The sequence below is a fragment of the Halobacteriovorax sp. genome, assembly GCF_041587335.1.
Taxonomy (GTDB): Bacteria; Bdellovibrionota; Bacteriovoracia; order Bacteriovoracales; family Bacteriovoracaceae; genus Halobacteriovorax.
Map to the genome: position 1 here is coordinate 1 of NZ_JBFGYP010000030.1, position 19,434 is coordinate 19,434.

21 protein-coding genes are annotated in these 19,434 nt (G+C 36.1%); 4 read left to right on the forward strand and 17 right to left on the reverse strand.

Annotation, left to right across the window (positions count from 1 at the left end; translation table 11 throughout):
- On the reverse strand, positions 1 to 699 hold a 699-nt coding region (locus tag ABX784_RS06620), incomplete at its 3' end, for a hypothetical protein (protein ID WP_372654051.1).
- A gap of 106 nt (positions 700 to 805) precedes the next feature.
- Here ABX784_RS06620 and ABX784_RS06625 point away from each other — a divergent pair.
- Complete coding sequence (locus ABX784_RS06625) at positions 806 to 1,300, forward strand: hypothetical protein (protein ID WP_372654052.1); 495 nt, start codon at positions 806 to 808, stop codon at positions 1,298 to 1,300.
- On the opposite strand, the gene ABX784_RS06630 is transcribed toward ABX784_RS06625, so the two are convergent.
- From ABX784_RS06630 to ABX784_RS06690, 13 genes are all read right to left on the reverse strand, one after another.
- On the reverse strand, positions 1,262 to 2,137 hold the full coding sequence (locus ABX784_RS06630) for an RluA family pseudouridine synthase (RefSeq protein ID WP_372654054.1): 876 nt from the start codon (positions 2,135 to 2,137) through the stop codon (positions 1,262 to 1,264). The two genes, ABX784_RS06625 and ABX784_RS06630, sit on opposite strands and share 39 nt — an antisense overlap.
- Positions 2,127 to 2,990 carry a flagellar motor protein MotB gene (locus ABX784_RS06635; RefSeq protein ID WP_372654056.1) on the reverse strand — a complete coding sequence of 288 codons (864 nt, stop codon included), beginning with the start codon at positions 2,988 to 2,990 and terminating at the stop codon, positions 2,127 to 2,129. The genes ABX784_RS06630 and ABX784_RS06635 overlap by 11 nt, the downstream gene beginning before the upstream one ends.
- A 32-nt stretch (positions 2,991 to 3,022) precedes the next feature.
- A complete protein-coding gene (locus ABX784_RS06640) occupies positions 3,023 to 3,796 on the reverse strand; it encodes a motility protein A (protein ID WP_372654057.1) in 774 nt (257 codons plus the stop codon).
- A 183-nt stretch (positions 3,797 to 3,979) separates the two neighbouring features.
- Positions 3,980 to 5,437, reverse strand: coding sequence for a hypothetical protein (locus ABX784_RS06645; RefSeq protein ID WP_372654059.1), 1,458 nt, complete (start codon positions 5,435 to 5,437; stop codon positions 3,980 to 3,982).
- On the reverse strand, positions 5,434 to 6,129 hold the full coding sequence (locus tag ABX784_RS06650; RefSeq protein WP_372654061.1) for a hypothetical protein: 696 nt from the start codon (positions 6,127 to 6,129) through the stop codon (positions 5,434 to 5,436). The genes ABX784_RS06645 and ABX784_RS06650 overlap by 4 nt, the downstream gene beginning before the upstream one ends.
- 63 nt (positions 6,130 to 6,192) lie before the next feature.
- Positions 6,193 to 6,522: a hypothetical protein gene (locus tag ABX784_RS06655; RefSeq protein ID WP_372654062.1), complete on the reverse strand. Its 330-nt coding sequence runs from the start codon at positions 6,520 to 6,522 to the stop codon at positions 6,193 to 6,195.
- A 295-nt stretch (positions 6,523 to 6,817) separates the two neighbouring features.
- Positions 6,818 to 7,036: a hypothetical protein gene (locus tag ABX784_RS06660; RefSeq protein ID WP_372654064.1), complete on the reverse strand. Its 219-nt coding sequence runs from the start codon at positions 7,034 to 7,036 to the stop codon at positions 6,818 to 6,820.
- A gap of 260 nt (positions 7,037 to 7,296) precedes the next feature.
- On the reverse strand, positions 7,297 to 8,460 hold the full coding sequence (locus ABX784_RS06665; RefSeq protein ID WP_372654065.1) for a chorismate-binding protein: 1,164 nt from the start codon (positions 8,458 to 8,460) through the stop codon (positions 7,297 to 7,299).
- Positions 8,461 to 8,462: 2 nt separating this feature from the next.
- Positions 8,463 to 9,806: a replicative DNA helicase gene (dnaB, locus tag ABX784_RS06670; RefSeq protein ID WP_372654066.1), complete on the reverse strand. Its 1,344-nt coding sequence runs from the start codon at positions 9,804 to 9,806 to the stop codon at positions 8,463 to 8,465.
- Positions 9,807 to 9,911: 105 nt separating this feature from the next.
- On the reverse strand, positions 9,912 to 10,532 hold the full coding sequence (gene rplI / locus ABX784_RS06675; protein WP_372654068.1) for a 50S ribosomal protein L9: 621 nt from the start codon (positions 10,530 to 10,532) through the stop codon (positions 9,912 to 9,914).
- A 1-nt stretch (position 10,533) separates the two neighbouring features.
- Entirely contained in the window at positions 10,534 to 11,592 is a 1,059-nt protein-coding gene (locus tag ABX784_RS06680; protein WP_372654070.1) for a DUF2232 domain-containing protein, read from the reverse strand.
- A gap of 20 nt (positions 11,593 to 11,612) precedes the next feature.
- On the reverse strand, positions 11,613 to 12,236 hold the full coding sequence (gene rpsR / locus ABX784_RS06685) for a 30S ribosomal protein S18 (protein ID WP_372654071.1): 624 nt from the start codon (positions 12,234 to 12,236) through the stop codon (positions 11,613 to 11,615).
- Positions 12,237 to 12,389: 153 nt separating this feature from the next.
- Complete coding sequence (locus ABX784_RS06690) at positions 12,390 to 13,067, reverse strand: LON peptidase substrate-binding domain-containing protein (protein WP_372654075.1); 678 nt, start codon at positions 13,065 to 13,067, stop codon at positions 12,390 to 12,392.
- 58 nt (positions 13,068 to 13,125) lie between these two features.
- Between ABX784_RS06690 and ABX784_RS06695 the strand changes: the two genes are divergently transcribed.
- Positions 13,126 to 13,791, forward strand: a complete 666-nt coding sequence (locus ABX784_RS06695) for a response regulator transcription factor (protein WP_372654077.1) — start codon at positions 13,126 to 13,128, stop codon at positions 13,789 to 13,791.
- Here the strand turns inward: ABX784_RS06695 and ABX784_RS06700 are convergent.
- The 3 genes from ABX784_RS06700 to ABX784_RS06710 all read right to left on the reverse strand — a co-directional run bounded on the left by ABX784_RS06700 (position 13,788) and on the right by ABX784_RS06710 (position 17,131).
- Positions 13,788 to 15,368 carry a ribonuclease E/G gene (locus tag ABX784_RS06700; protein ID WP_372654079.1) on the reverse strand — a complete coding sequence of 527 codons (1,581 nt, stop codon included), beginning with the start codon at positions 15,366 to 15,368 and terminating at the stop codon, positions 13,788 to 13,790. The genes ABX784_RS06695 and ABX784_RS06700 overlap by 4 nt on opposite strands.
- Positions 15,369 to 15,389: 21 nt before the next feature.
- Entirely contained in the window at positions 15,390 to 16,610 is a 1,221-nt protein-coding gene (locus ABX784_RS06705; RefSeq protein WP_372654081.1) for a NupC/NupG family nucleoside CNT transporter, read from the reverse strand.
- 92 nt (positions 16,611 to 16,702) lie between these two features.
- Positions 16,703 to 17,131, reverse strand: coding sequence for a hypothetical protein (locus tag ABX784_RS06710; protein ID WP_372654083.1), 429 nt, complete (start codon positions 17,129 to 17,131; stop codon positions 16,703 to 16,705).
- 119 nt (positions 17,132 to 17,250) lie between these two features.
- Between ABX784_RS06710 and ABX784_RS06715 the strand changes: the two genes are divergently transcribed.
- Together ABX784_RS06715 and ABX784_RS06720 are read left to right on the forward strand one after the other, a co-directional pair.
- Entirely contained in the window at positions 17,251 to 18,600 is a 1,350-nt protein-coding gene (locus ABX784_RS06715) for a thymidine phosphorylase (RefSeq protein WP_372654085.1), read from the forward strand.
- A gap of 14 nt (positions 18,601 to 18,614) precedes the next feature.
- Complete coding sequence (locus ABX784_RS06720) at positions 18,615 to 19,433, forward strand: purine-nucleoside phosphorylase (protein WP_372654086.1); 819 nt, start codon at positions 18,615 to 18,617, stop codon at positions 19,431 to 19,433.
- Position 19,434 lies beyond the last annotated feature (1 nt).

The following is a 19,434-nucleotide window of genomic DNA, read 5'->3' on the forward strand; positions in this document are numbered from 1 at the left end:
TCGCACAGCTGAGACAAAATCATTAATTTCAATAGAGCTAAAATTAGGACTATAGCTAGTTTCAAAATTTGTATTTATTTTATGAATTTCAAGAATATTAAAATAGATTAAACACCTATCATTACAGTCTTCTCCAACAAGACAAAGCTCTCCCTCTAGGAAGACGGCTTTTCTTGGATAGAAGTCTATATTTCTTTTATCATGTAACTGAATATTTAATGCATGATCTTCACTCATTGCATGTTCAGTTTTCTTTAGAAAGTTTCTATGCTTTAAGTCAAGATTCTCTAGAAGTTGAAATCTCGTCTCTTCATCATGAATTGCATTAAAGAGATTATGCGATGAGTACTCTGTTTCGACTTCACTCAACTTATCACTTAATATTTCATAGTGAGCAGATCCCTTCTCCTCTTCCATTTTTGGAAAGTGAGCTTGAAATGCTAACCATTCTTTAAAGGTTAACTGCATAGATATCATCTGATCAGCTTTGACTGGATGAATGTAGTTTTTTCCCTCATATTCAGAAACATCAACAAAGTAGTTAAGATTTTTTAAAAATGATACGGCTTCAGAAAATACATTTACATCAATTTCTGAAAGATTTAAAAATTGTTTTAAAGGCATTGGCTCGTTGAGATTCTCTAGACAAGTAAGGAATGTCCAGAATTCTTCCTTTAAAATCAGTGAGTTATTGTGCATTAATATTTCCTTAATAAAAGACTATCTAAATAACTTACCAATCTTGTCGGCTATTCTTTCAAAGCTCTTTAGTGATTTTTATTAAAAAAGAGTGCATAATATGTCTATGGCATCGAAATTACTGACAAAATACCCTATTTTAATGGTTGGCCTTCTACTCATGGCCCTCTTCCTTTTTCAACTTAGAGATAAAGGACTGCTGCAGTCTCGTAGAGAGAGCATGACAGCCAGCTCCTGTAAGGCAGTAGGAGTCATGCTAAACAAAAGAATTCCATCTAATTGGAGTTCTAGTTGCAAAGGGAATAACCTCATAGTTTCAATCAACCTCGCTATTGATGAAGGTAGCTATAAGGATGTAGAGAATTTAAGAGCTATTATGTATAGGGACCTAGCAAATGATTTAATTCTCATCGCTAAGAACTCACCAAGTGATAGCTTAGAAAGAACTGATATTGTGAGAGTTAGAATGAATCATTCTAAATTTGAAATTAATGCTATTACTGAAGGTAGATTTCTTATAAAGCTCTCTACAATTAAGTCAACAGACTTAATAAAGGAGCATCTAAAGGCAACTGTTCAAGTCAAAGAGACTAAGAAATAACTTCTCTTCTTTTGATTCTGCTTCAAAACTAGAACTATCAAGCTCTATTTTATACTTATAAGCGTGGAGAAAGAGCCTTTCACTAAGTTGCCCTCCGTATAAGTCATCGCCTAATATAGGAAAACCAATAGCGCTCAATTGACACCTGATCTGGTGTCTAACACCTTGACCTAACCTAACCTCTAAAAGGGATATATCTTTTTCACTATTATAATTCACTAGCTTGGTAGCTATTCTAACTTTTTTATTTCCACTTTCAGATGTTCTCATCTTTGAGCCTTTTTCACCAAAACTCTCGAGGTAGTGCTCATGGTCACCCTCTTGATCAAACTTTCCACTAACTACTGCCAGATATGTTTTCTCTTTGGCGCTCTCTGCAAATGATCCTCGTACACTTTTAAATGATTTCATATTTTTAGCAAATATTAAAACCCCGCTAGTTTCTCTATCTAAGCGGTAAAGCAAGTTCGACTCAGCTTCTGCGGACTTCTGGAGAAAGACGGGAAAGTTTTTTTCTGATCGAATAAAATTTAGGACTGTGTTTGTTTCACTGTAATTATGTGCATGGCCATGAATTCCAGCAGGCTTATTAACAGCAATGAAGTTCTCATCTTCTTTGAGGACTTGAATCTCTTCGCCTGAATAGACTGGATTAATATATCCACTATTTAAAATCTCATAAGGAATAAGAATTTCATCTCTTTCTTTTAGACTATATTGAAGTTTTCTCTTAGAAAGAAACTTCTTAATAAGAGATTTAGAAAAAAAGAGCTCCTTAGTTAGGAGCTCCTCTAATGACTTATATGGTTTTAATGTGCAAAAGTTTTTATCTAGCATTGACCTTATGACCTTCAGTATTTAGATCTCTTTTTCTCAAAATAAAGTCTACACGTCTAGATGCTTTCTCTATTTCGGCCTGACTTCTTCCAGGTATATTCTCAGGTCGAATATCTCCATAGAAGACAGTTGTTATTTGGTCAGGTTTCACCCCTCTTCTAACTAGAGATCTAGTTACAGCACTCGCCCTAGCAGCAGAGAGCTCGTAGGCATCCTTAGTCTTGTCTTTAGAAACTTCACCTCGACTAGCATACCCCTGTACAAATACAGACCAATCTTTATTTGAAAGTAATGTAACAAGTCGCGAATAGACATCAATAGAGACCTGAGAGTTATCAATCTCTAGAGTTCCATATTTAAAATATATTTTATCTTTAACTTTTACTTTAATACCTTCAGGCATTTCGTAAATATCCACAGAATCTGACAGATTATACTCATAGAGATCATTCTTCATTGTTTTTAATTCTTCGTCGGACTCTCTATTAATTTCATGTTTATCTAAGATTCCTTCCATCGTTAGAAAATCAATAGGAAAAGGCCTTACAGGATCTTGTGAGTCAATCATAGTCGGAGAATCATCAGGAGACTTCCCTCTTTGAATAACTTCTCCATGTTTTAGTACATTTCCACCAAATGCATCTCGAATTGAACCTAGTGCTGCTTCATATTTAGCAGTTTCAGTCTTAGCAAATGAAAGTAAGAGAACAAAGAATGTCAGTAAGAGCGTAACAAGATCTGAGAATGTGGCCATCCAGCCGGGAAGGCCAGGGGGACACTCAGGACATTTAGTTTCTTCTGGTTGTGGAGCATCTTCTCCACCGCCAGCATTGTTTTCAGCTTCTTCAGCCATAATAAACCTCGTCTTCCATAACGATTATAATCTTATTCTGCTGCAGCCTCTTCATTACCACTATCTCTTTGAGCAGGTGGTAGGAATGCATTTAGCTTCTCTTTAATTAAACGAGGGTTCTCTCCGGCAACAATACCTAGAGTCCCAGCAATTATAATATTCATCTTTGTGGTTTCAAGCCCTGATCTATACGCAATTTTATTTTTTAAAGGGTTACATAAAACGTTTGCAATAATTGCACCGTAGAATGTTGTAAGAAGGGCTACGGCCATGGCGGGACCAATTGCTGATGGATCAGAAAGGTTCTGAAGCATCTGAACCAGACCAATCAGGGTCCCAATCATTCCCATCGCCGGACCATCGTCTGCCATCCCACCAAATACATCCACACCTACTTTATGACGTTCAATCATTGCATCAATCTCTAACTGTAGAATTGAAGCAATTACTTCAGGCGGTCTATTATCTGCGGCAAGTGTCATTGCTTTTTTTAAGAATGGATCATCAATTGGAACTTTTTCTAGAGCAAATACCGACTCTCTTCTTGCAGTTTCTGCCAGATTTCCAATCTCTTCTATTGTACTTTTTGGATCACTAGGTGAAAAAAAGAATCCCTTCATAGCGAAGGCAACGATATTTTTTAGAACTTCCATTGGCCATTTAAAGAAGGTAACCCCGATTAGACCGAGACCAACAACTAGTGTTGAAGGTATATCAATGAATATACCAAGATCCCCACCAACGAGAATCGAACCTAGGATTGCAGCGGTTGCTACAACCAAACCAATAATGGATGCTATATCCATAATCAACTTCCTTGTGATTGTATTTATAGTCTAACTATCGGAAATTCTACGAGTCTCTTTAAGGTTAATTAAATAAACTTCCTCAAAGTTCAAATAGTTCTATTCTTTTATTATAGGTAAGTTTTCATGTATTTTCGCTATGATAGCTTTTACCTAGTGATCACTGAGTAAACGTCTCGGATACTAGAGAGAGTTGAGATAGTTTGCGAATTCTATCTTCTCACTCTTAGAGAGCTCTCCCCCGAGAGGCATTCTAATACTTGAGTCTGTAGAATTGATTCTTTTTAAGATTTCACTTTTATGAGTCTTAATTTTCTCTTTATCGAAGAAAGGAATATTCCCTTGATGGCAAATCATGCATTTTACTTTTACCATTTTTTTAAACTTATTTTCTGTCTTTGCTATTTTTGGTCTCTTTATTTCAGATTTCTTTAAGGCCTCACACATAAGAGCAATATCTTGATCTTTTGATTGCTCTGCAATTTGCTGACATAACTCATCAGATATATTCAAAACCATAACTTTATTTGCTCCACTACTTCCCTCCCAGTCAGTACAAACATTTTGCCAATTTTCAGCAAGTTTACGAATGGAGTCATCAAAATTACTTCCTTCAAAACATTCTCTGGCCTTATCGACTGACTTTGGAACAACTTTTGGAAAAGAGCTGTATACAAAGCTCAAATCGTCCCCTCTTTGATCGAGGTAAACAATGCGATTATCTTCTAAGAAAACAGGATAGTAAGAGTTTCCTCTTTTATTTTGAGTTACTGGTGAAACGGACTTAGTCTTTCTATCATAAACAAATACATTTCTTACTTCTGCCTTATTATTAAAGGTTGGTGGCATAAGTACTTCTCTAGCGTTTGGGTTAAAATCTTTTTGGCTGACGGTTTCAGTAACATGGAAAACGATTTTACTATTATCTTCACTAAAGTCTGCTTTACCAGAAGGAAACTCTAATCTTTCAACTTCCTTACTGCTACTACCACCCTCATCTATTTTATAAATAACTGTTTGATTTGACTCTATATCTAGGCCAGAAAACTCCCTACCATCTTTAGATATCATTGGAAGTCGAAGCTGTGGTAGATTTTGTACATTATCACTCGCGGAGTGCGTTCCAAAAGTATTCTCAATTAAAGAATAATCTCTTAGGACCACACTACTTATACCTTCATCGTAGCTTAAAATTCTATAGCGATCATTTCCAAGAGTTCCAACACTTTGGTATGTTCTTCTTGTATTCGTATCAGTTGTTACTGACCTATAGTCAGAGTTTCCAGAGAAGTCTCTTTTAATATCCCAATTCTCCATAGGAATCAGATTTAAGCTCCAATCCTGCTTCCTAGGAACTCTCCAGTTTATTGAAGTCATGACCTTCCCATCAACACTCGGAACAGGATCAGCAGAACCAGGGATTAGCAACTCCTCGCCAGTTTGAGTATCTAATCTCCAATTTTGATTATTACCAATATAGAAAATATATCTTCCATCAGGAGATGTTTTAAAAAAGTAATTTGGTTTATACCTTGGTGTAATTCTTTTCAATACTCTATTGTCATCTAAGTTGCATAAACTCTTATCTACTTTTGCATTTAGGGAAATAGAAACAAGAAAGATTAAGAGCGGAAATTTCAAAGTGCTACACCAAGATACTTCTTTATCAAATCTTGCAATGACTTCTTACCATTAAAGCCAGGAACTCTCTTAATGAGCTCACCTTCTTTATAAAAAATGGTACTTGGATAATGAATAGTTGCGCCAAATGCTTCAAGCTTTCTTGAATTCATTCTTTTTAAGTAATCTAAGGGTAGATCAAATTTTTGAATAGACTTATTTGCAAGATCAATATCCGCATTTAAATCTAAGAGAATAGTTACTGGAATTTTTAATGATGATAGGTATTTCTTCATCTCAACAAGCTCATAAACAGATAGAGACATATGCGGAGACCAGAGGTAAATGACACCCATCTTCTCTTTCTTTAATAAAAGATCAAGGTCACGGTCAAGAAAACCTCCATTAGAAGAGGAGATCTTTAGTACCTTCATTTTACAGTCAGGTGCTGAAAACTCTAACTTTAAACTCACTCCATTTTGAGCAGAGGAGACCATAGACTTATTGGCCCCTACTTCAACTTGAACATTTCCACCACTTTCAAAATCAGTGGAAACTGTACTGTCTAAGTTCTTTTTCCACTCTTTAGGTTCACCAAGTGAAGATATAGCCTTAAAGACTGCATCAGAGCATTTTAATTTCTTTAAAAGAGGAGCCTTTTCAGCAAAGGACAAAGGAGTGTAAAAAATGAGTAGTGCTAGAAAGATTTTCATTCACTCATTATAGGCTAATTCAAAACTTCATTCTAGGTAGGATAAAACCTACCTAGATACTATTTAAATTCTACAAGTTGCAGATTCGTAATTTACGTCAAAAGCATTTGCAACCTGACTTAGCTCGATAGAATTGTCTACTGAAGCCAGCTTCAATAATGAGCCTTTCTCAGTCTTAAAGAAAATTCCATCTCTAGACTTAGAAACAACCTCTAACAACTCGTTTCTACTTTTTTTACCATCTTGGATAGTCGCTCTTGCGGCCTCTCCACTTAACAGCTCTAGCTTAATCTTGCTACTAGCTGCATGAGCATTGATACATTCGATAGTACTAGTCTTCCCAAAAGAAGTTAGTGATACTAAGAAGAAAGCTGCCCAAGTTAACTTTTTCATATATTCTCCAAATGACCTATATGGCCGAGGCGGTTTAAACCACCAATTAGAGCTATTAGATAGCTATTCTGAATTTTTTACAAGTATAATATTAGTAAAGAAAGGCCTAAATTCTTAGTCTCTGAATGATTACAAAGTCTTTAGCTATTTAATAAAAGAAATAAATTTTTAAAGAGAAGTTTGATAGGAAAATTTGTCACAAAAAACCCGGCCGAAGCCGGGTCATTAATTTAGATGTCTATTCTTAAATTGAAAACAATTCCTATGTTTCCCCGCCCAAGGCTTAAGAATGTCATCAACCTCTAACGTGTTCTATTGTCGATTCCAAGTAAATGGCCATCGATTCTCTAAGCTTGGACATAGAAACAGGTTCCTCATCTAACAAAAGTTCCTTCTTGATAAAATCAATTGGAAATCCTGTCATTTCAGAAAGAGTTGAAAACGAAACCATCTCTTCCGTACTGGTCGATTTTAAATTCTTTTCTGCCGTACTGGCTAAAGTCTGTTGCGTCATCTCTACACTCCTTTGTACCTACTTCAGCTATCCCCTAATATTTAAGATTATCTTATTCTTAATATTAGAAAGACCTGTCCATGCCGAAGGCCCATGTTTTTTATGGTGCATAAAAATGATACTTATCCTGATTTAACCATGTCAAATAAATGAGTGTTCTTACAGCGAATTGTAAGACTTTATTAGATTATGAATGTAACTATAAATTGTTGATTTTACATGATAATAAGAAAAATAGTCAGGTAATTGTAGCGCAGCATTTAGAGATTTCTTACAAAGCTATCCTTCTTTAAACACATCTCCAGATACTCTTCATCTACTTTGCTAAGTAGCGTTATGCCCCCGCCTGCGTGGTAGTGCATCATTCTGGACTTTAGGTCAATTTCAGCTGAGCGAATATTTATGGAGGCTGCAAAAATATCATTGTCTAAAAGGACAGTGCTTCCACAGTAAAAGCCCCTTGGTACTGACTCTATCTTTTTTAAGATCTTCATCACATTTTTTTTCGGAGCTCCCGTGATACTTCCCCCTGGAAACATGGCGCTCAAAATACTTAGGAGAGAAGTCTCCTCTCTCAGCCTTGTTTCTATAACCGAGTATTGATGAATAATTCCTGGAACAAGAAGTGGAGCACACTTTCTAACAACTCTAGAGGCCTGAAGATCAATTCTAGTTAGGTCATTTCTCAACAGGTCCGTTATCATATTTAACTCACCTTGATCCTTTCTAGAGGCCTTTAAGAGCTTCCAAGACTTACGCCAGTCTTTTCCTCTCTCAAGAGTTCCCTTGATGGGCATTGACCAGACTTTTGACTCTCCCTTTTTTAGACTTCCTTGAAATAGACACTCCGGGGAGTTACTTAGGAAAAGTTTGTCGATAGCTGGAATATAAGTTCCATGAGCATAGGGAGATCTACTTTCTATTTTAGTCCAAAGTTTAGAGCAAATCTCTTCAGCGCTAAGTGACCTCTCCCACCTATAGCTAAAGGGAAAGGTTAAGTTAAACTGATAACAGTCTCCACGCGTAAGGTGCTTAAAGCCCTTCTCAAAAGACTCTTGATACGCAACCTTTGAGACGGCACTCACTGGTATTACATCTAGACTAGGGACTCCTTGAATTGGCTCCCAATCACAACTCTCTGTATATTCAATTTCTATAGCAAGTGGAAGAGCCTCGTCAGGAGTTGAGGTATCACTAAAGATTTCCCCAAGCTCATAGAAGAGGTGGGATACATATTTATTTTGGGATCTAATAGAGTCTAGATTTGGCTTACTCTCTTCCATTCTACGAATGAAGTCATCTATACTAATTTCGCTGGAATCACCTGAGAGAAGATCAATGGAATGATTTAAGAAGAATAATCGAGCAAAGCTTGGCCTGGTGTATTTAACAAATTTATCACCAAGCCAAAATACTGACCACATATTTAGTTTTCGTTATCTATATTAAAAGCTGGGTTTTCAAAACTTGTATATGGACCTATCCATGAAAGTTTTGCTGTTCCCGTCTCTCCGGCCCTGTTCTTACCTACAATAATTTCAGCGATTCCAGGCTCTTTTGTATCAGGGTTATAGTACTCATCCCTATAAACGAACATGATAATATCCGCATCCTGCTCAATTGCACCAGACTCACGAAGGTCACTTGTCATTGGTCTCTTATTTGGTCTCGACTCAACACCACGGTTAAGCTGAGAAAGTGCTATAACCGGACAACCTAGTTCCTTGGCCATAGACTTAAGTCCCCTCGACATTTCTGAGATCTGCTGCTCTCTTGAAGGGTTCTTTGTATGAGAATTCATTAACTGAAGGTAATCAATGATAATTAAACCAATTCCCTGCTCAGTCTTAATCTTACGACACTGAGATTGAATATCTAAAATAGTTGAATCACCAGAGTCGTTTATAAAAATTGGATATTGTGATAACTCTTGAACTGCTTTTCCAATACTACGAAGGTCAGTATCTAAGAAATTCTTTTGCCTAATTCTCTTAGAATCCACTTTAGACTTTTGAGATAGTAGTCTCATCGAAAGTTCATTCGATAACATCTCCAGAGAGAAAACGGCGACTGGTAGGCCAGAAGTTGCACAAGCATTTTGAGCAATATTTAGAGCAAGGGCAGTCTTTCCCATTGCCGGACGAGCAGCAAGAACAATAAGCTGACCAGGCTGCATTCCTAAAAGCATCTCATCCAATTTTGGATAACCTGTAGGAAGACCATTAATCTCTCCAGCAACTCGTGAAGTATCTTCTAGCTCTTTTAAGTTAAGCTTCAAACAAGAGTTTAGCTTTTGCATCTTTCCAGACTTAGCCTCATTTGTAAGTTTAAAGAAACTCGACTCAACTTCTTGAATAAAGTCTTCAGATTTTCCACCAAAATCATAACCCATTGAGGCCACTCTCTCAGCTGTCCTGATCACTTCTCTCATTCCAGACTTATCTTTAACAACTTTTGCGTAATGATATATATTTGCAGCGGAAGCTTGATCTTCAACAATTTCCATCACAGAAGATTGTCCACCAACCGCTTCAAGCTTTCCTAATTCTGTTAATTTTGAACATACAGTTACAAAGTCAATTGGCTGGTTTCCACTATTTAGATCAGCAATTGCTTCATAAATAACCCCATACTGAGGATGATAGAAATCTTCACCCTTGAGCTTTAAATCACTCATTTCATCAAAAGAGTTTCCATCAATAATTAAACATCCAAGCAGAGATTTTTCCGCAAGTAGATCATGGGGTAATTGTTTAATATTATTTTCCATTGGAGTCTCCAGAAATTAGATTTTTTACTTTTTATAAATATAGGCCCAAGGGGTTAACCTTGGGCCTTAGATGTAACATACGTTACAAAAAATCTGGACTAAATCTTAAGATCTTAAGATTCTGTTGGCTTCTTCTTTAAGTTTTTCTTCTTCAGTAAGTTCTTTAACTTCTTCAGTAACTTCTTCTTCGCCATTTTCTTTTGCAAGAGCCGCTGCTGCTGCTGCTGCTTCTTTCTTCTTATCTGCATCTTCTTGCTTTTTCTTCATTTCTTCAGCTTGAGCAGGATCAAGAGTAACATTTACCTTGAAGTTTGCTTCAACACCTTCGAATAGCTTTGCAGTTGCATCAAAAGTTCCAATTGCTTTAATTGGGTTAGGAACAACAATCATTCTCTTTTCAACTTCAATTCCTTGAGCTTCAAGTTCTTTTGAAATTTCTAAGTTAGAAACTGTACCAAAAAGTTTACCAGAACCAGCAACTCTTCTTACGAATTCAAGAGTTATTCCTTCTACTTTTTTAGCTCCAGCTACTGCTGTTGCTTTTTGTCCTTCCATCTTTTTTGCAAGAACTTTTTGTTGGTGGTTAAGTTGCTTTGTATTTGAATCATCAGCAAGTACCGCAAGTCTATTTGGTAACAAATAGTTTCTTCCGTACCCTTGAGAAACATTTACGATCTCACCAACATTACCAAGAGTTTTTACTCTTTCTGTTAAGATCACCTTCATATTATATCTCCTCTATTTTATTCTTTTTTTTTAAGAATTTTCTAAAATCTATCCATATATCAGCTATCCCCAATATTGTTACCGCCTGGTAACCCATAAATATTGATAGAATAACAATTATACTTCTAAAAAATCCAAATATACCGTAAGTATCTAGCGCGTCAGAAATAATTCCAAAACCTTGAAAGAAATAAAAGATCCCCAAAGAGTAAACAACATTCCAACCAATAGTTTCCACAAGCTCATTTTTAAGAACATAAGTCCCTAAAGGAATAAGCGCCATGGCCACAATGAGAGCATAAACAAAATGCTCAGGAACTTTAAAGCGAACAAGGTCTTTCATCTTATAAGGATACTCGTAGAACTGACGCCAGATAAGAGAGTTTCTCATCAGCATAAATTGCGAAATCCAAAAAATAAAAAATGTTCCAACAAACGCAATTGCGAATGTCATCTTTAAAACTGTTATCGCTACTTCTTTTGGTTTATCGATTATATATTTCATGGCAACGGCTTGCTCTCCGCCTTCTGCTAGAAATTCATCAAAACCTTTACTTGTCTTTAAGCTATCCCCAACGAGAACAACCGATTCAGTGAAAATGTCTACAGTAGACTTCCCTGAAACAAGAACAAATGTACCAAAAATTAAGGCCATAATTGCAAATACAGAAAAACCATTCTTAAGTAATCCAGAAACAGGGTTTTCCTTTTTCCAAACTACCCTTGCCGTTAAAAATGCAACTATAGAAGCGACTAAGAAGTAAATACTCATCATGCGAACACTAGCAATATCAGCAAAAGCATAAGAGCCTGCTAATATAATCACTATTGTTGCTCCGACAAGACTCCAAGTCTTTCCTTTTCCATAAAGTAAAAATGCAATACTTAATGGAACAGGTGCAAATACGAACAATGGTCCCGCAACAGACAATAGCAACGAGATAAGAGCTAAAAATAGCAACTTCCCAGTTGTCAATTGACCAAAAACTTTCTGACGAAGATCTGAATCAGATCCCCTAGTAGTTTTTGTGTAATTGTTATCGTCGTTTTGGTTATTCATCTTACAATCAATACCTAAAATTATTCAGCTAAAGTATTTGTAATATGACTTACAACACCCATGTTTCTCGCTCTTTTAATTGCATTGTCTGCAAGTCTGTGAGCTTTACGGCTAATACCAGAAACACGACCTGGATTAATCTTACCAAATTCGTTAATTAACCAAGCGTAAGTTTTAGGATCTTTCCAATCTGGAGTGATGTTGTTAGATGCGAACCAACAAGATTTTCTTCTAGAGAATCTCTTCTTGTCTTTTTCTAAATCACTGTCAGAATCGTTTTCATCAAGGATGCTTCCGTTGAATTTCTTAGAAAATGGAGACTTGAACTTTTTAGCAAGCTCAGTACCTTCTTCAACAGTCTCAGCAATTTTAACCATCATAGTTTTAATGATAGTTTCATTGATCTTAAGACGTCTTTCGATTTCAAGGTTAGCTGTACCGTTACCAGAGTAAATAAAGTAAAGGTAATGACCTGTTTTAACACCTTTCGATGTCGCTTGTGCGAAATGCTTGTTACCCCAGTCATCAGTTAGCAATACTTCACCAGCATTTGCACCAACAACTTCTGCAACCATTGTTTGAATAGCAGTTCTCTGCTCTTCAGTAGTTTCAGTTTTAGCCACTATGGCCAATTCATAAATCATAAAAACCTCCCGGACACTTTATGGCCCCATCTATTCAATGATGGAGCGAGATTTACGCAAAAAATATTTCGAAAAGATAACAAAAAATGGGGGAAAGGTAAATGGCCAGCAACTTTTCTTTAGTCCTGATAAACCACTGAAATTAGGTTCTTTCTAACAATTAAAAACAATGTATTGAATCTTGTCATTAATATCAGACATTTCCAACACTTCTTGTTTAACTTCAGGTGAATCAATCATTAGCTCAGCATACAGACCAATTATCTTACAAGGCTGCGTTATACACGGGTTTAAAATATTCTTTTGACACTCGAGCTTAACTTTTTTCTTAACCCATTTCTCAAGCTGAGTCTTGAGCCTTCTAAGTAAAAGTATATTCTCATCTCTTAACTCATTTGAACCGCAGAATTCTTCGTATTCACAAATAATATAAGGCTCAACTGATTCTACTTCTTGTAAAAGCCTACCTCGACCTTCACCTTGCAGCATTATAATCATTGATCCATCGTTACATTCTTGAATAATCTCAGGAACACCCATACATACAACTCTACGAACAGAAGGGAGAGACTCATGAGAAATAGATAAATAATTCTCATCGACGGTCTCATCACTGTCACGTATCCCGTAAGCTAGAGCAATTGGAATTTTCCTACTCACAGCATCTTTCACCATCTTTAAGTATCTTGGCTCAAAAACATTAAGAGGCTTTCGTGCACCAGGCTGCAGAGAGATTTTCGGTAATGGGAATATAAATACTTGTTTGAGCATTTTTGAATAATAATGGACACTTTTAAAGTAAGCAAGCTCAAGAGGAGACCTCTTAGACAAAACCATAGTCAAGAGAACTTAAGTTTCCACTATTTTAAAAGCAAACTATATTTTTAGTATGAAAACAACTTTTGATATATATATTTTAGGGAAAACTCCATTGAAGAACGCCTCACTCATAGAGGGCCTAGAAAAAAACTTCAATGTAAAAGTATTAAATGACTTGAAAGAAGATTTGCCCTTTATAAAAGAGTCTATTTTATTATTATTTGACCATAGGCTCAATGAAAAGGTTCTAAAGTTAAAAAGAAAACACATAAAAGATAAGATTCCACTTATTGCTTATATTGACTCATCTGTTGAGCCAGAGTCCACAAAATTCTCCCTTTTAGAGAGTGGAATCGACGACATCCTCTTACAAGATATGAGTTCAAAAGAACAAATAGCGCGAATAAATAAAATCATACAAATTTATCTTCAAACATCTCAAAAAATAATTAAAGTCTCAGATGTGTACTTAGATAAGACTGTTCAAATTGGTACATATAAGGATGATAATTTAAATCTTTCAAAAATTGAGTTTGAAATTCTTTACACACTATTTAAGAATTTTAAAATTGAGATATCTCGTGAAAAATTATCAAAAACTATTTGGAAAGAACAATCATCAAATAACTTAAATAAGCATATATCAAATATAAAAAAGAAGATTGAACATACCCCTATCGAGATTGTTTCTCGTAGGGGAAAAGGGATTACAGTTCATTTAAAAAGTGAAGCTTAATACTCCTGAGAAAAAATCTCATATTGTTCAATGTGATAATTATTTTCAGATCTAATTTGAAGAGACTTTCCATACCCTTCCTCTAGATTTTCAATTAAATCTAAATCATCACCACACAGTCTTGCTGTTACTTCAGGATGGGCATAAATATAGACCTTTGATCCTGTAGCTTTTGTTAAGACTTTTAAGAGTTCTCTAATCAATTCGTAGCATACAGTAAGAGTTGATTTAACTCTTCCTGTACCTTCACAATATGGACAAGGCTCACATAGAACACGTGTCAAAGTATCTCTAGTTCTCTTTCTAGTCATCTCAACAAGACCGAGTCCAGAGATAGGTAGAACATTTGTTTTTGATCTATCTTTCTTGAGAGCTTCAATAAGCAGGTTATAGACTGTCTCTCTATGCTCTTCTTTTTCCATATCGATGAAATCTATTATTATGATCCCACCACAATTTCTTAAACGTAACTGATAAGCAATCTCTTTAACTGCTTCCATATTAGTTCTTAGAATTGTTTCTTCTAAATTTTTTCGTCCTACAAACTTCCCTGTGTTCACATCAATTGAGACAAGAGCTTCTGTTTGATCAATATTTAAAGATCCACCAGATCGTAGAAAAACTTTATTACTAATCCCTCTTTCAATTTCCATATCAACACCAAACTTTTCAAATATTGGAGTTGTATCACTGTAAAGAGTTGTTTTTCCCTTCATAGAAGGCAGATACTTTGAAGTAAACTTCTCTACTTCTTTTTGATTTTCTTTAGAGTCTGTTATGATCTCAGAGACATCCTCATCTGTAATATCTCTCAACAACCTTTGAATAAAGCTTAAATCTCTATAACAAACAGTTGATGGTTTTGCTTTTTCAGCTTTCTTTTGAACATCTTTCCAAATCTTCACAAGCATATTGAAGTCAGATTTTAATGTCTTATGAGTCTGCCCTTCTGCAACAGTTCTAGCGATTACACCCTTACCTTCTGGCCTAACATTATCTAAGATCTCTCTTAATCTCTCTCTTTCTTTTTCATTTTCAATTCTTCTTGAAACACCTGTGTGCTCAATAAAAGGCATGAAAACAACATGTCTACCAGCAAGAGTAATTTGTCTCGTAATTCGAGGACCCTTTGTAGAGATTGGCTCTTTTGCAATCTGAACCAGTATCTCTTGTCCCTCTTTTAAGAAAGTTTCAATAGTCACGTGTTGTGGACGAAAACGCATATTTACTGTTTCACTCAATGTTGAGAATTCATCAGGGATGACTTCGCCTACTCTCTCTTGTGATTCAATCATTTTTCTAGTTTTTTCGGCCATCTCTCTCTGCTCTTGCAGAGTTGGAATATAAGCATCATCTACATAGAGAAAGGCGGCTTTTTCCCAACCAATATCTACGAAAGCTGATTGCATTCCAGGAAGAACCCTTAAAACTCTTCCTTTAAATATATCCCCAACATGAGGAACTTTATCTACACCCTCACGCATTCTCTCCATTAAAAAGTCGAGAATTTCTCCATTTTGAACAAGTGCCGCACGACACTCATTAAGGGTTTGATTTATTACTAATTGCTTACCCATATATTTCCTTACTCATAATTCTTATAAAAACATTCCTGCAACAGCTGCTGTCATGAAACAAGCTAGTGTACCACCTATCATCGACTTAACTCCAAGCTGGGCAAGATCTTTTCTCCTATCCGGAGCGAGAACACCAATTCCACCAACTTGAATTGCTATAGAGCTAAAGTTAGCAAACCCACAAAGAGCATATGTAGATATAGCAATTGATCTAGGAGATATCGACCCTTCGCCAATTGCCTTAGTTAAATCAAGATATGCTACAAATTCATTTAAAATCATTTTCTTACCAAGAAGACTACCCACAATCTGACAATCTGCCCATGGAACACCTAATAACCAAGCAACCGGTGCAAATAAGTAACCTGAAATTAATTCCATAGATAGTTGAGGATAATCAAACCACCCACCAACAAAAGATAAGAGCCCATTAAACATCGCAATCAATGCAATAAAAGCTAAGAGCATCGCTCCAACATTAAGAGCAAGCTTTAGTCCTTCACTTGCTCCCTGAGCAGCAGCGTCAACTAAATTTGCTGTTTCACTTTCAACATCTAGCTTTAAATCACCGTGTGTTTTTGACTCTTCAGTTTCAGGAACAAGTAATTTTGCACAAACTAGAGCAGCTGGTGCTGACATTACAGAAGCCGCAAGTAAGTGAGCAGCATCAATTCCAAACCCAACGTAAGCAGCTAAAACACCACCAGCAACAGTGGCCATACCACCAGTCATTAGCGCCATTAATTCTGATTTTGTCATTTTAGATATAAAAGGTTTAATCACTAAAGGCGCTTCAGTCTGTCCTGCAAATACGTTTGCAGCAGCAGCTAAAGACTCTGCACCTGAAGTTCCCATAATTTTAACCATAATTCTTGCCATGAAACGAATCACTACTTGCATAAAACCTAGGTGATATAGGATTGACATTAATGCACTCATAAAGAGGATCGTAGGAAGTACTTGTACGAAGAAGATAAAACCAAACTTATCAATTCCAGTTAAACTTCCAAATATGAATTTAGAACCTTCATTTGTGTAGGATAAGATTCCAGTGAAAAATGAACGAGCATACTCGAAAAAAGTCTTACCAAAACTTGTCTTTAGAATTATCAAGCCTAAGAAAATTTGCAGCCCAATTCCTGATACTACAGTTCTCCAAGCTACCTTCTTCTTATTTGAGCTCATTAAATAAGCCATTAGAATCATACAACATAGCCCAAAAAAAGAAATGAACCTTTCCATAGTAATTTACTCCATAAATAGTTTAGATAGACATTAGCAAAGCGAAGAGCAAATGAAAACTCTTCGCAAAGCAGCAATAAAGAAAATATTAATTAGAACGAGAAGTTGTAACTAAATGAAGGAATACTCTTTGTCTGAGATTGAAAAGTCTTTTGAATTTGAGACTTTTGCCAGGCAATTCTTCTAGAAGTAGAAAACTCCTCTGAAGATTCAATAGAACCTGACTCTATTACACTCTTACTTTTAGTTGCCTGCTGCCACGCAACAATTCCAACACCTGCAATTATTCCTATTGCTCCACCAACTAGGATATTTTTTAAATGATCCCTAGGCTCCTCAGTGAATGAAAGTGTTGATAAACCTAGCACTGCTCCACCAAGCCCAATACCAGCAACTGTAGCCAAATCACTAATAGACTCTTTTAAAATACCGCTTTCTTCCTGAGCAAATACGCACGGCGAAAAACTTAATGTGAATGCACTCATAAGCATCAACAATCTTTTACAAATTTTATTGAACATTAAAAACCACCTTAAACGGGCATTTACAGTTAAAGGCCCGGAGAATATGATGTTGATTCCTTTCTTTGTAGAAAGGTATATCTATAACGATGCTTTTTTTTTAATAATGAGTCAAGTACATGAAAAATCTAGAAACGAATTTAAAATTTTCCGCTTACGAAATCATCGCTAAAAAGCGTGATGGCCATAAGCTTACCGATCCTGAGATAAAATGGTTTATTACAGGGGTTACCAACAAGTCTATACCAGACTATCAAATGAGTGCCTTATTAATGGCAATCTACATTAGAGGATTTGATAAAGCTGAAACTGCATCTCTAACAGATGCAATGCTATATTCTGGATCTACTCTTAAATTTGAAGGTGTAGATGTAATAGACAAGCACAGTACCGGAGGCGTTGGAGACAAAGCTTCATTTATACTAGCTCCTATTGCTCACGCCGCAGGTGTGAAAGTTCCAATGATGGCAGGTCGCGGACTTGGTCACACAGGTGGAACAGTAGACAAAGTTGAAGCAATCAAAGGCTTTAAGACTTCTCTGACTTTGAAAGAATTCAAAGAAGCAGTAGATAAAAACAGAATGGCCTTAATCGGACAGACTGGAGAGATTGCTCCAGCAGATAAAAAGATTTATGCGCTAAGAGATGTTACTGCGACAGTAGATAGCATTCCACTAATAACAGCTTCAATCATGAGTAAGAAATTGGCCGAAGGTGCTAATGGTATAGTCATGGATATCAAAACTGGTTCTGGTGCCTTTATGAAGACTCGTACAAATGCGAAAGCATTGGCAAAGAGTCTTAGAGATACTGCATCAAGATTTGATAAAAAAATGCTAACAATGATCACAGATATGAACCAACCACTTGGTGAAGCAGTTGGTAACAGTCTAGAGATAATTGAGAGTATCGAAGTACTAAAAAACAATGGTCCAAAAGATATTACAGATATATCAGTCCAGCTTGCTGGAGCTATGATCTACCTTGCAGAGATAACGAAAACTCATAAGGCCGGAATCAAAAAGGCTAAAGAAGTTCTAAAGAACGGAAAAGCTCTTGAGAGTTTCAGAGATCTAATAAGACTACAGGGTGGAGATGAGAAAGTTGTAGACGACTACTCAAGACTTCCACTTGCTAAAAATACAAAAGAAGTTTGCGCATTAGAAGCTGGTTACGTTACATCAATTGCATGCCAAGAATTTGGAGAGCATGTTGTAACTCTAGGTGGTGGACGTAAGAAAACTGAAGACAAAATAGACTTTGGAGTTGGTTTTGTAGTTCATAAATGCGTAGGACAAAGAGTAAAGAAAGGCGAAAAACTGGTAACAATCTATTTTAACGATAACCAAAAAGATATCGTTGAAGATATAGAAACAGAAATCTTAAAGAAAAATATAAAGATTAAGGCAACTAAACCTAAAGTTTTAAAGCCACTAATCTATGATATTGACGAAAATTCACTTTGTTAAAATTGGAATAAATTATGAATGAAAAATTAACAACTGCGGCAGCTTATATTAAGAAAGTTAAACCATGTAACCCTAAGGTTGGAATTGTACTTGGATCTGGACTTGGTGACTTTGTTAATCAAATAGAAAATAAAACAATAATCTCTTACGATGATATCCCTCACTTTCACAAAACAACAGTAGAGGGACATGCAGGTCAATTAATAATCGGTAGTGTTGGAAACACTGAAGTTGTTATTCTTCAAGGAAGATTTCATAGTTATGAAGGTCTTCAGATGGATGATGTTGTATTCCCAACAAGACTACTTTCAACTCTTGGAGTAGATACTTTAATACTTACAAATGCAGCTGGTGGTATTAATACAAACTACAAAGCTGGTGATTTAGTTGTTATTGAAGACCATATCAATATGACAGGTAAAAACCCTCTGCTTGGTCCAAATAATGACGAAATGGGTCCTCGTTTTCCAGATATGTCTAAGGCCTACCATCCAGAACTTAGAGAGTTAGTTCTCGCATCTGCTAAAGAACTAGGTCATTCTATGCAAACAGGTGTTTACGCAGGAGTCCTTGGTCCAACATATGAAACTCCAGCAGAAGTTAAAATGTTAAGAATACTAGGTGCTGACGTTGTAGGAATGAGTACAGTCCCAGAGTGTATTGCAGCAAACCATATTGGAATGAAAGTTTGTGGAATCAGCTGTGTTACAAATATGGCATCTGGAATTGAGAATGTTGAACTTAAGCATGAAGATATCAAAGATGAAGCTCTTAGAGTTATGGAAAAATTTACAAATATCCTAAAAGAAACTGTAAAAAGAATCGGGGCTTAAT

Bases quoted from the DNA above. Each gene is read 5' to 3' on its own strand.
- ABX784_RS06625 (WP_372654052.1), top strand. From the start codon at position 806: ATGGCATCGAAATTACTGACAAAATACCCTATTTTAATGGTTGGCCTT.
- ABX784_RS06630 (WP_372654054.1), bottom strand. From the start codon at position 2,137: ATGCTAGATAAAAACTTTTGCACATTAAAACCATATAAGTCATTAGAG.
- ABX784_RS06635 (WP_372654056.1), bottom strand. From the start codon at position 2,990: ATGGCTGAAGAAGCTGAAAACAATGCTGGCGGTGGAGAAGATGCTCCA.
- ABX784_RS06640 (WP_372654057.1), bottom strand. From the start codon at position 3,796: ATGGATATAGCATCCATTATTGGTTTGGTTGTAGCAACCGCTGCAATC.
- ABX784_RS06650 (WP_372654061.1), bottom strand. From the start codon at position 6,129: ATGAAAATCTTTCTAGCACTACTCATTTTTTACACTCCTTTGTCCTTT.
- ABX784_RS06655 (WP_372654062.1), bottom strand. From the start codon at position 6,522: ATGAAAAAGTTAACTTGGGCAGCTTTCTTCTTAGTATCACTAACTTCT.
- ABX784_RS06660 (WP_372654064.1), bottom strand. From the start codon at position 7,036: ATGACGCAACAGACTTTAGCCAGTACGGCAGAAAAGAATTTAAAATCG.
- ABX784_RS06665 (WP_372654065.1), bottom strand. From the start codon at position 8,460: ATGTGGTCAGTATTTTGGCTTGGTGATAAATTTGTTAAATACACCAGG.
- dnaB (WP_372654066.1), bottom strand. From the start codon at position 9,806: ATGGAAAATAATATTAAACAATTACCCCATGATCTACTTGCGGAAAAA.
- rplI (WP_372654068.1), bottom strand. From the start codon at position 10,532: ATGAAGGTGATCTTAACAGAAAGAGTAAAAACTCTTGGTAATGTTGGT.
- ABX784_RS06680 (WP_372654070.1), bottom strand. From the start codon at position 11,592: ATGAATAACCAAAACGACGATAACAATTACACAAAAACTACTAGGGGA.
- rpsR (WP_372654071.1), bottom strand. From the start codon at position 12,236: ATGATTTATGAATTGGCCATAGTGGCTAAAACTGAAACTACTGAAGAG.
- ABX784_RS06695 (WP_372654077.1), top strand. From the start codon at position 13,126: ATGAAAACAACTTTTGATATATATATTTTAGGGAAAACTCCATTGAAG.
- ABX784_RS06700 (WP_372654079.1), bottom strand. From the start codon at position 15,368: ATGGGTAAGCAATTAGTAATAAATCAAACCCTTAATGAGTGTCGTGCG.
- ABX784_RS06705 (WP_372654081.1), bottom strand. From the start codon at position 16,610: ATGGAAAGGTTCATTTCTTTTTTTGGGCTATGTTGTATGATTCTAATG.
- ABX784_RS06710 (WP_372654083.1), bottom strand. From the start codon at position 17,131: ATGTTCAATAAAATTTGTAAAAGATTGTTGATGCTTATGAGTGCATTC.
- ABX784_RS06715 (WP_372654085.1), top strand. From the start codon at position 17,251: ATGAAAAATCTAGAAACGAATTTAAAATTTTCCGCTTACGAAATCATC.
- ABX784_RS06720 (WP_372654086.1), top strand. From the start codon at position 18,615: ATGAATGAAAAATTAACAACTGCGGCAGCTTATATTAAGAAAGTTAAA.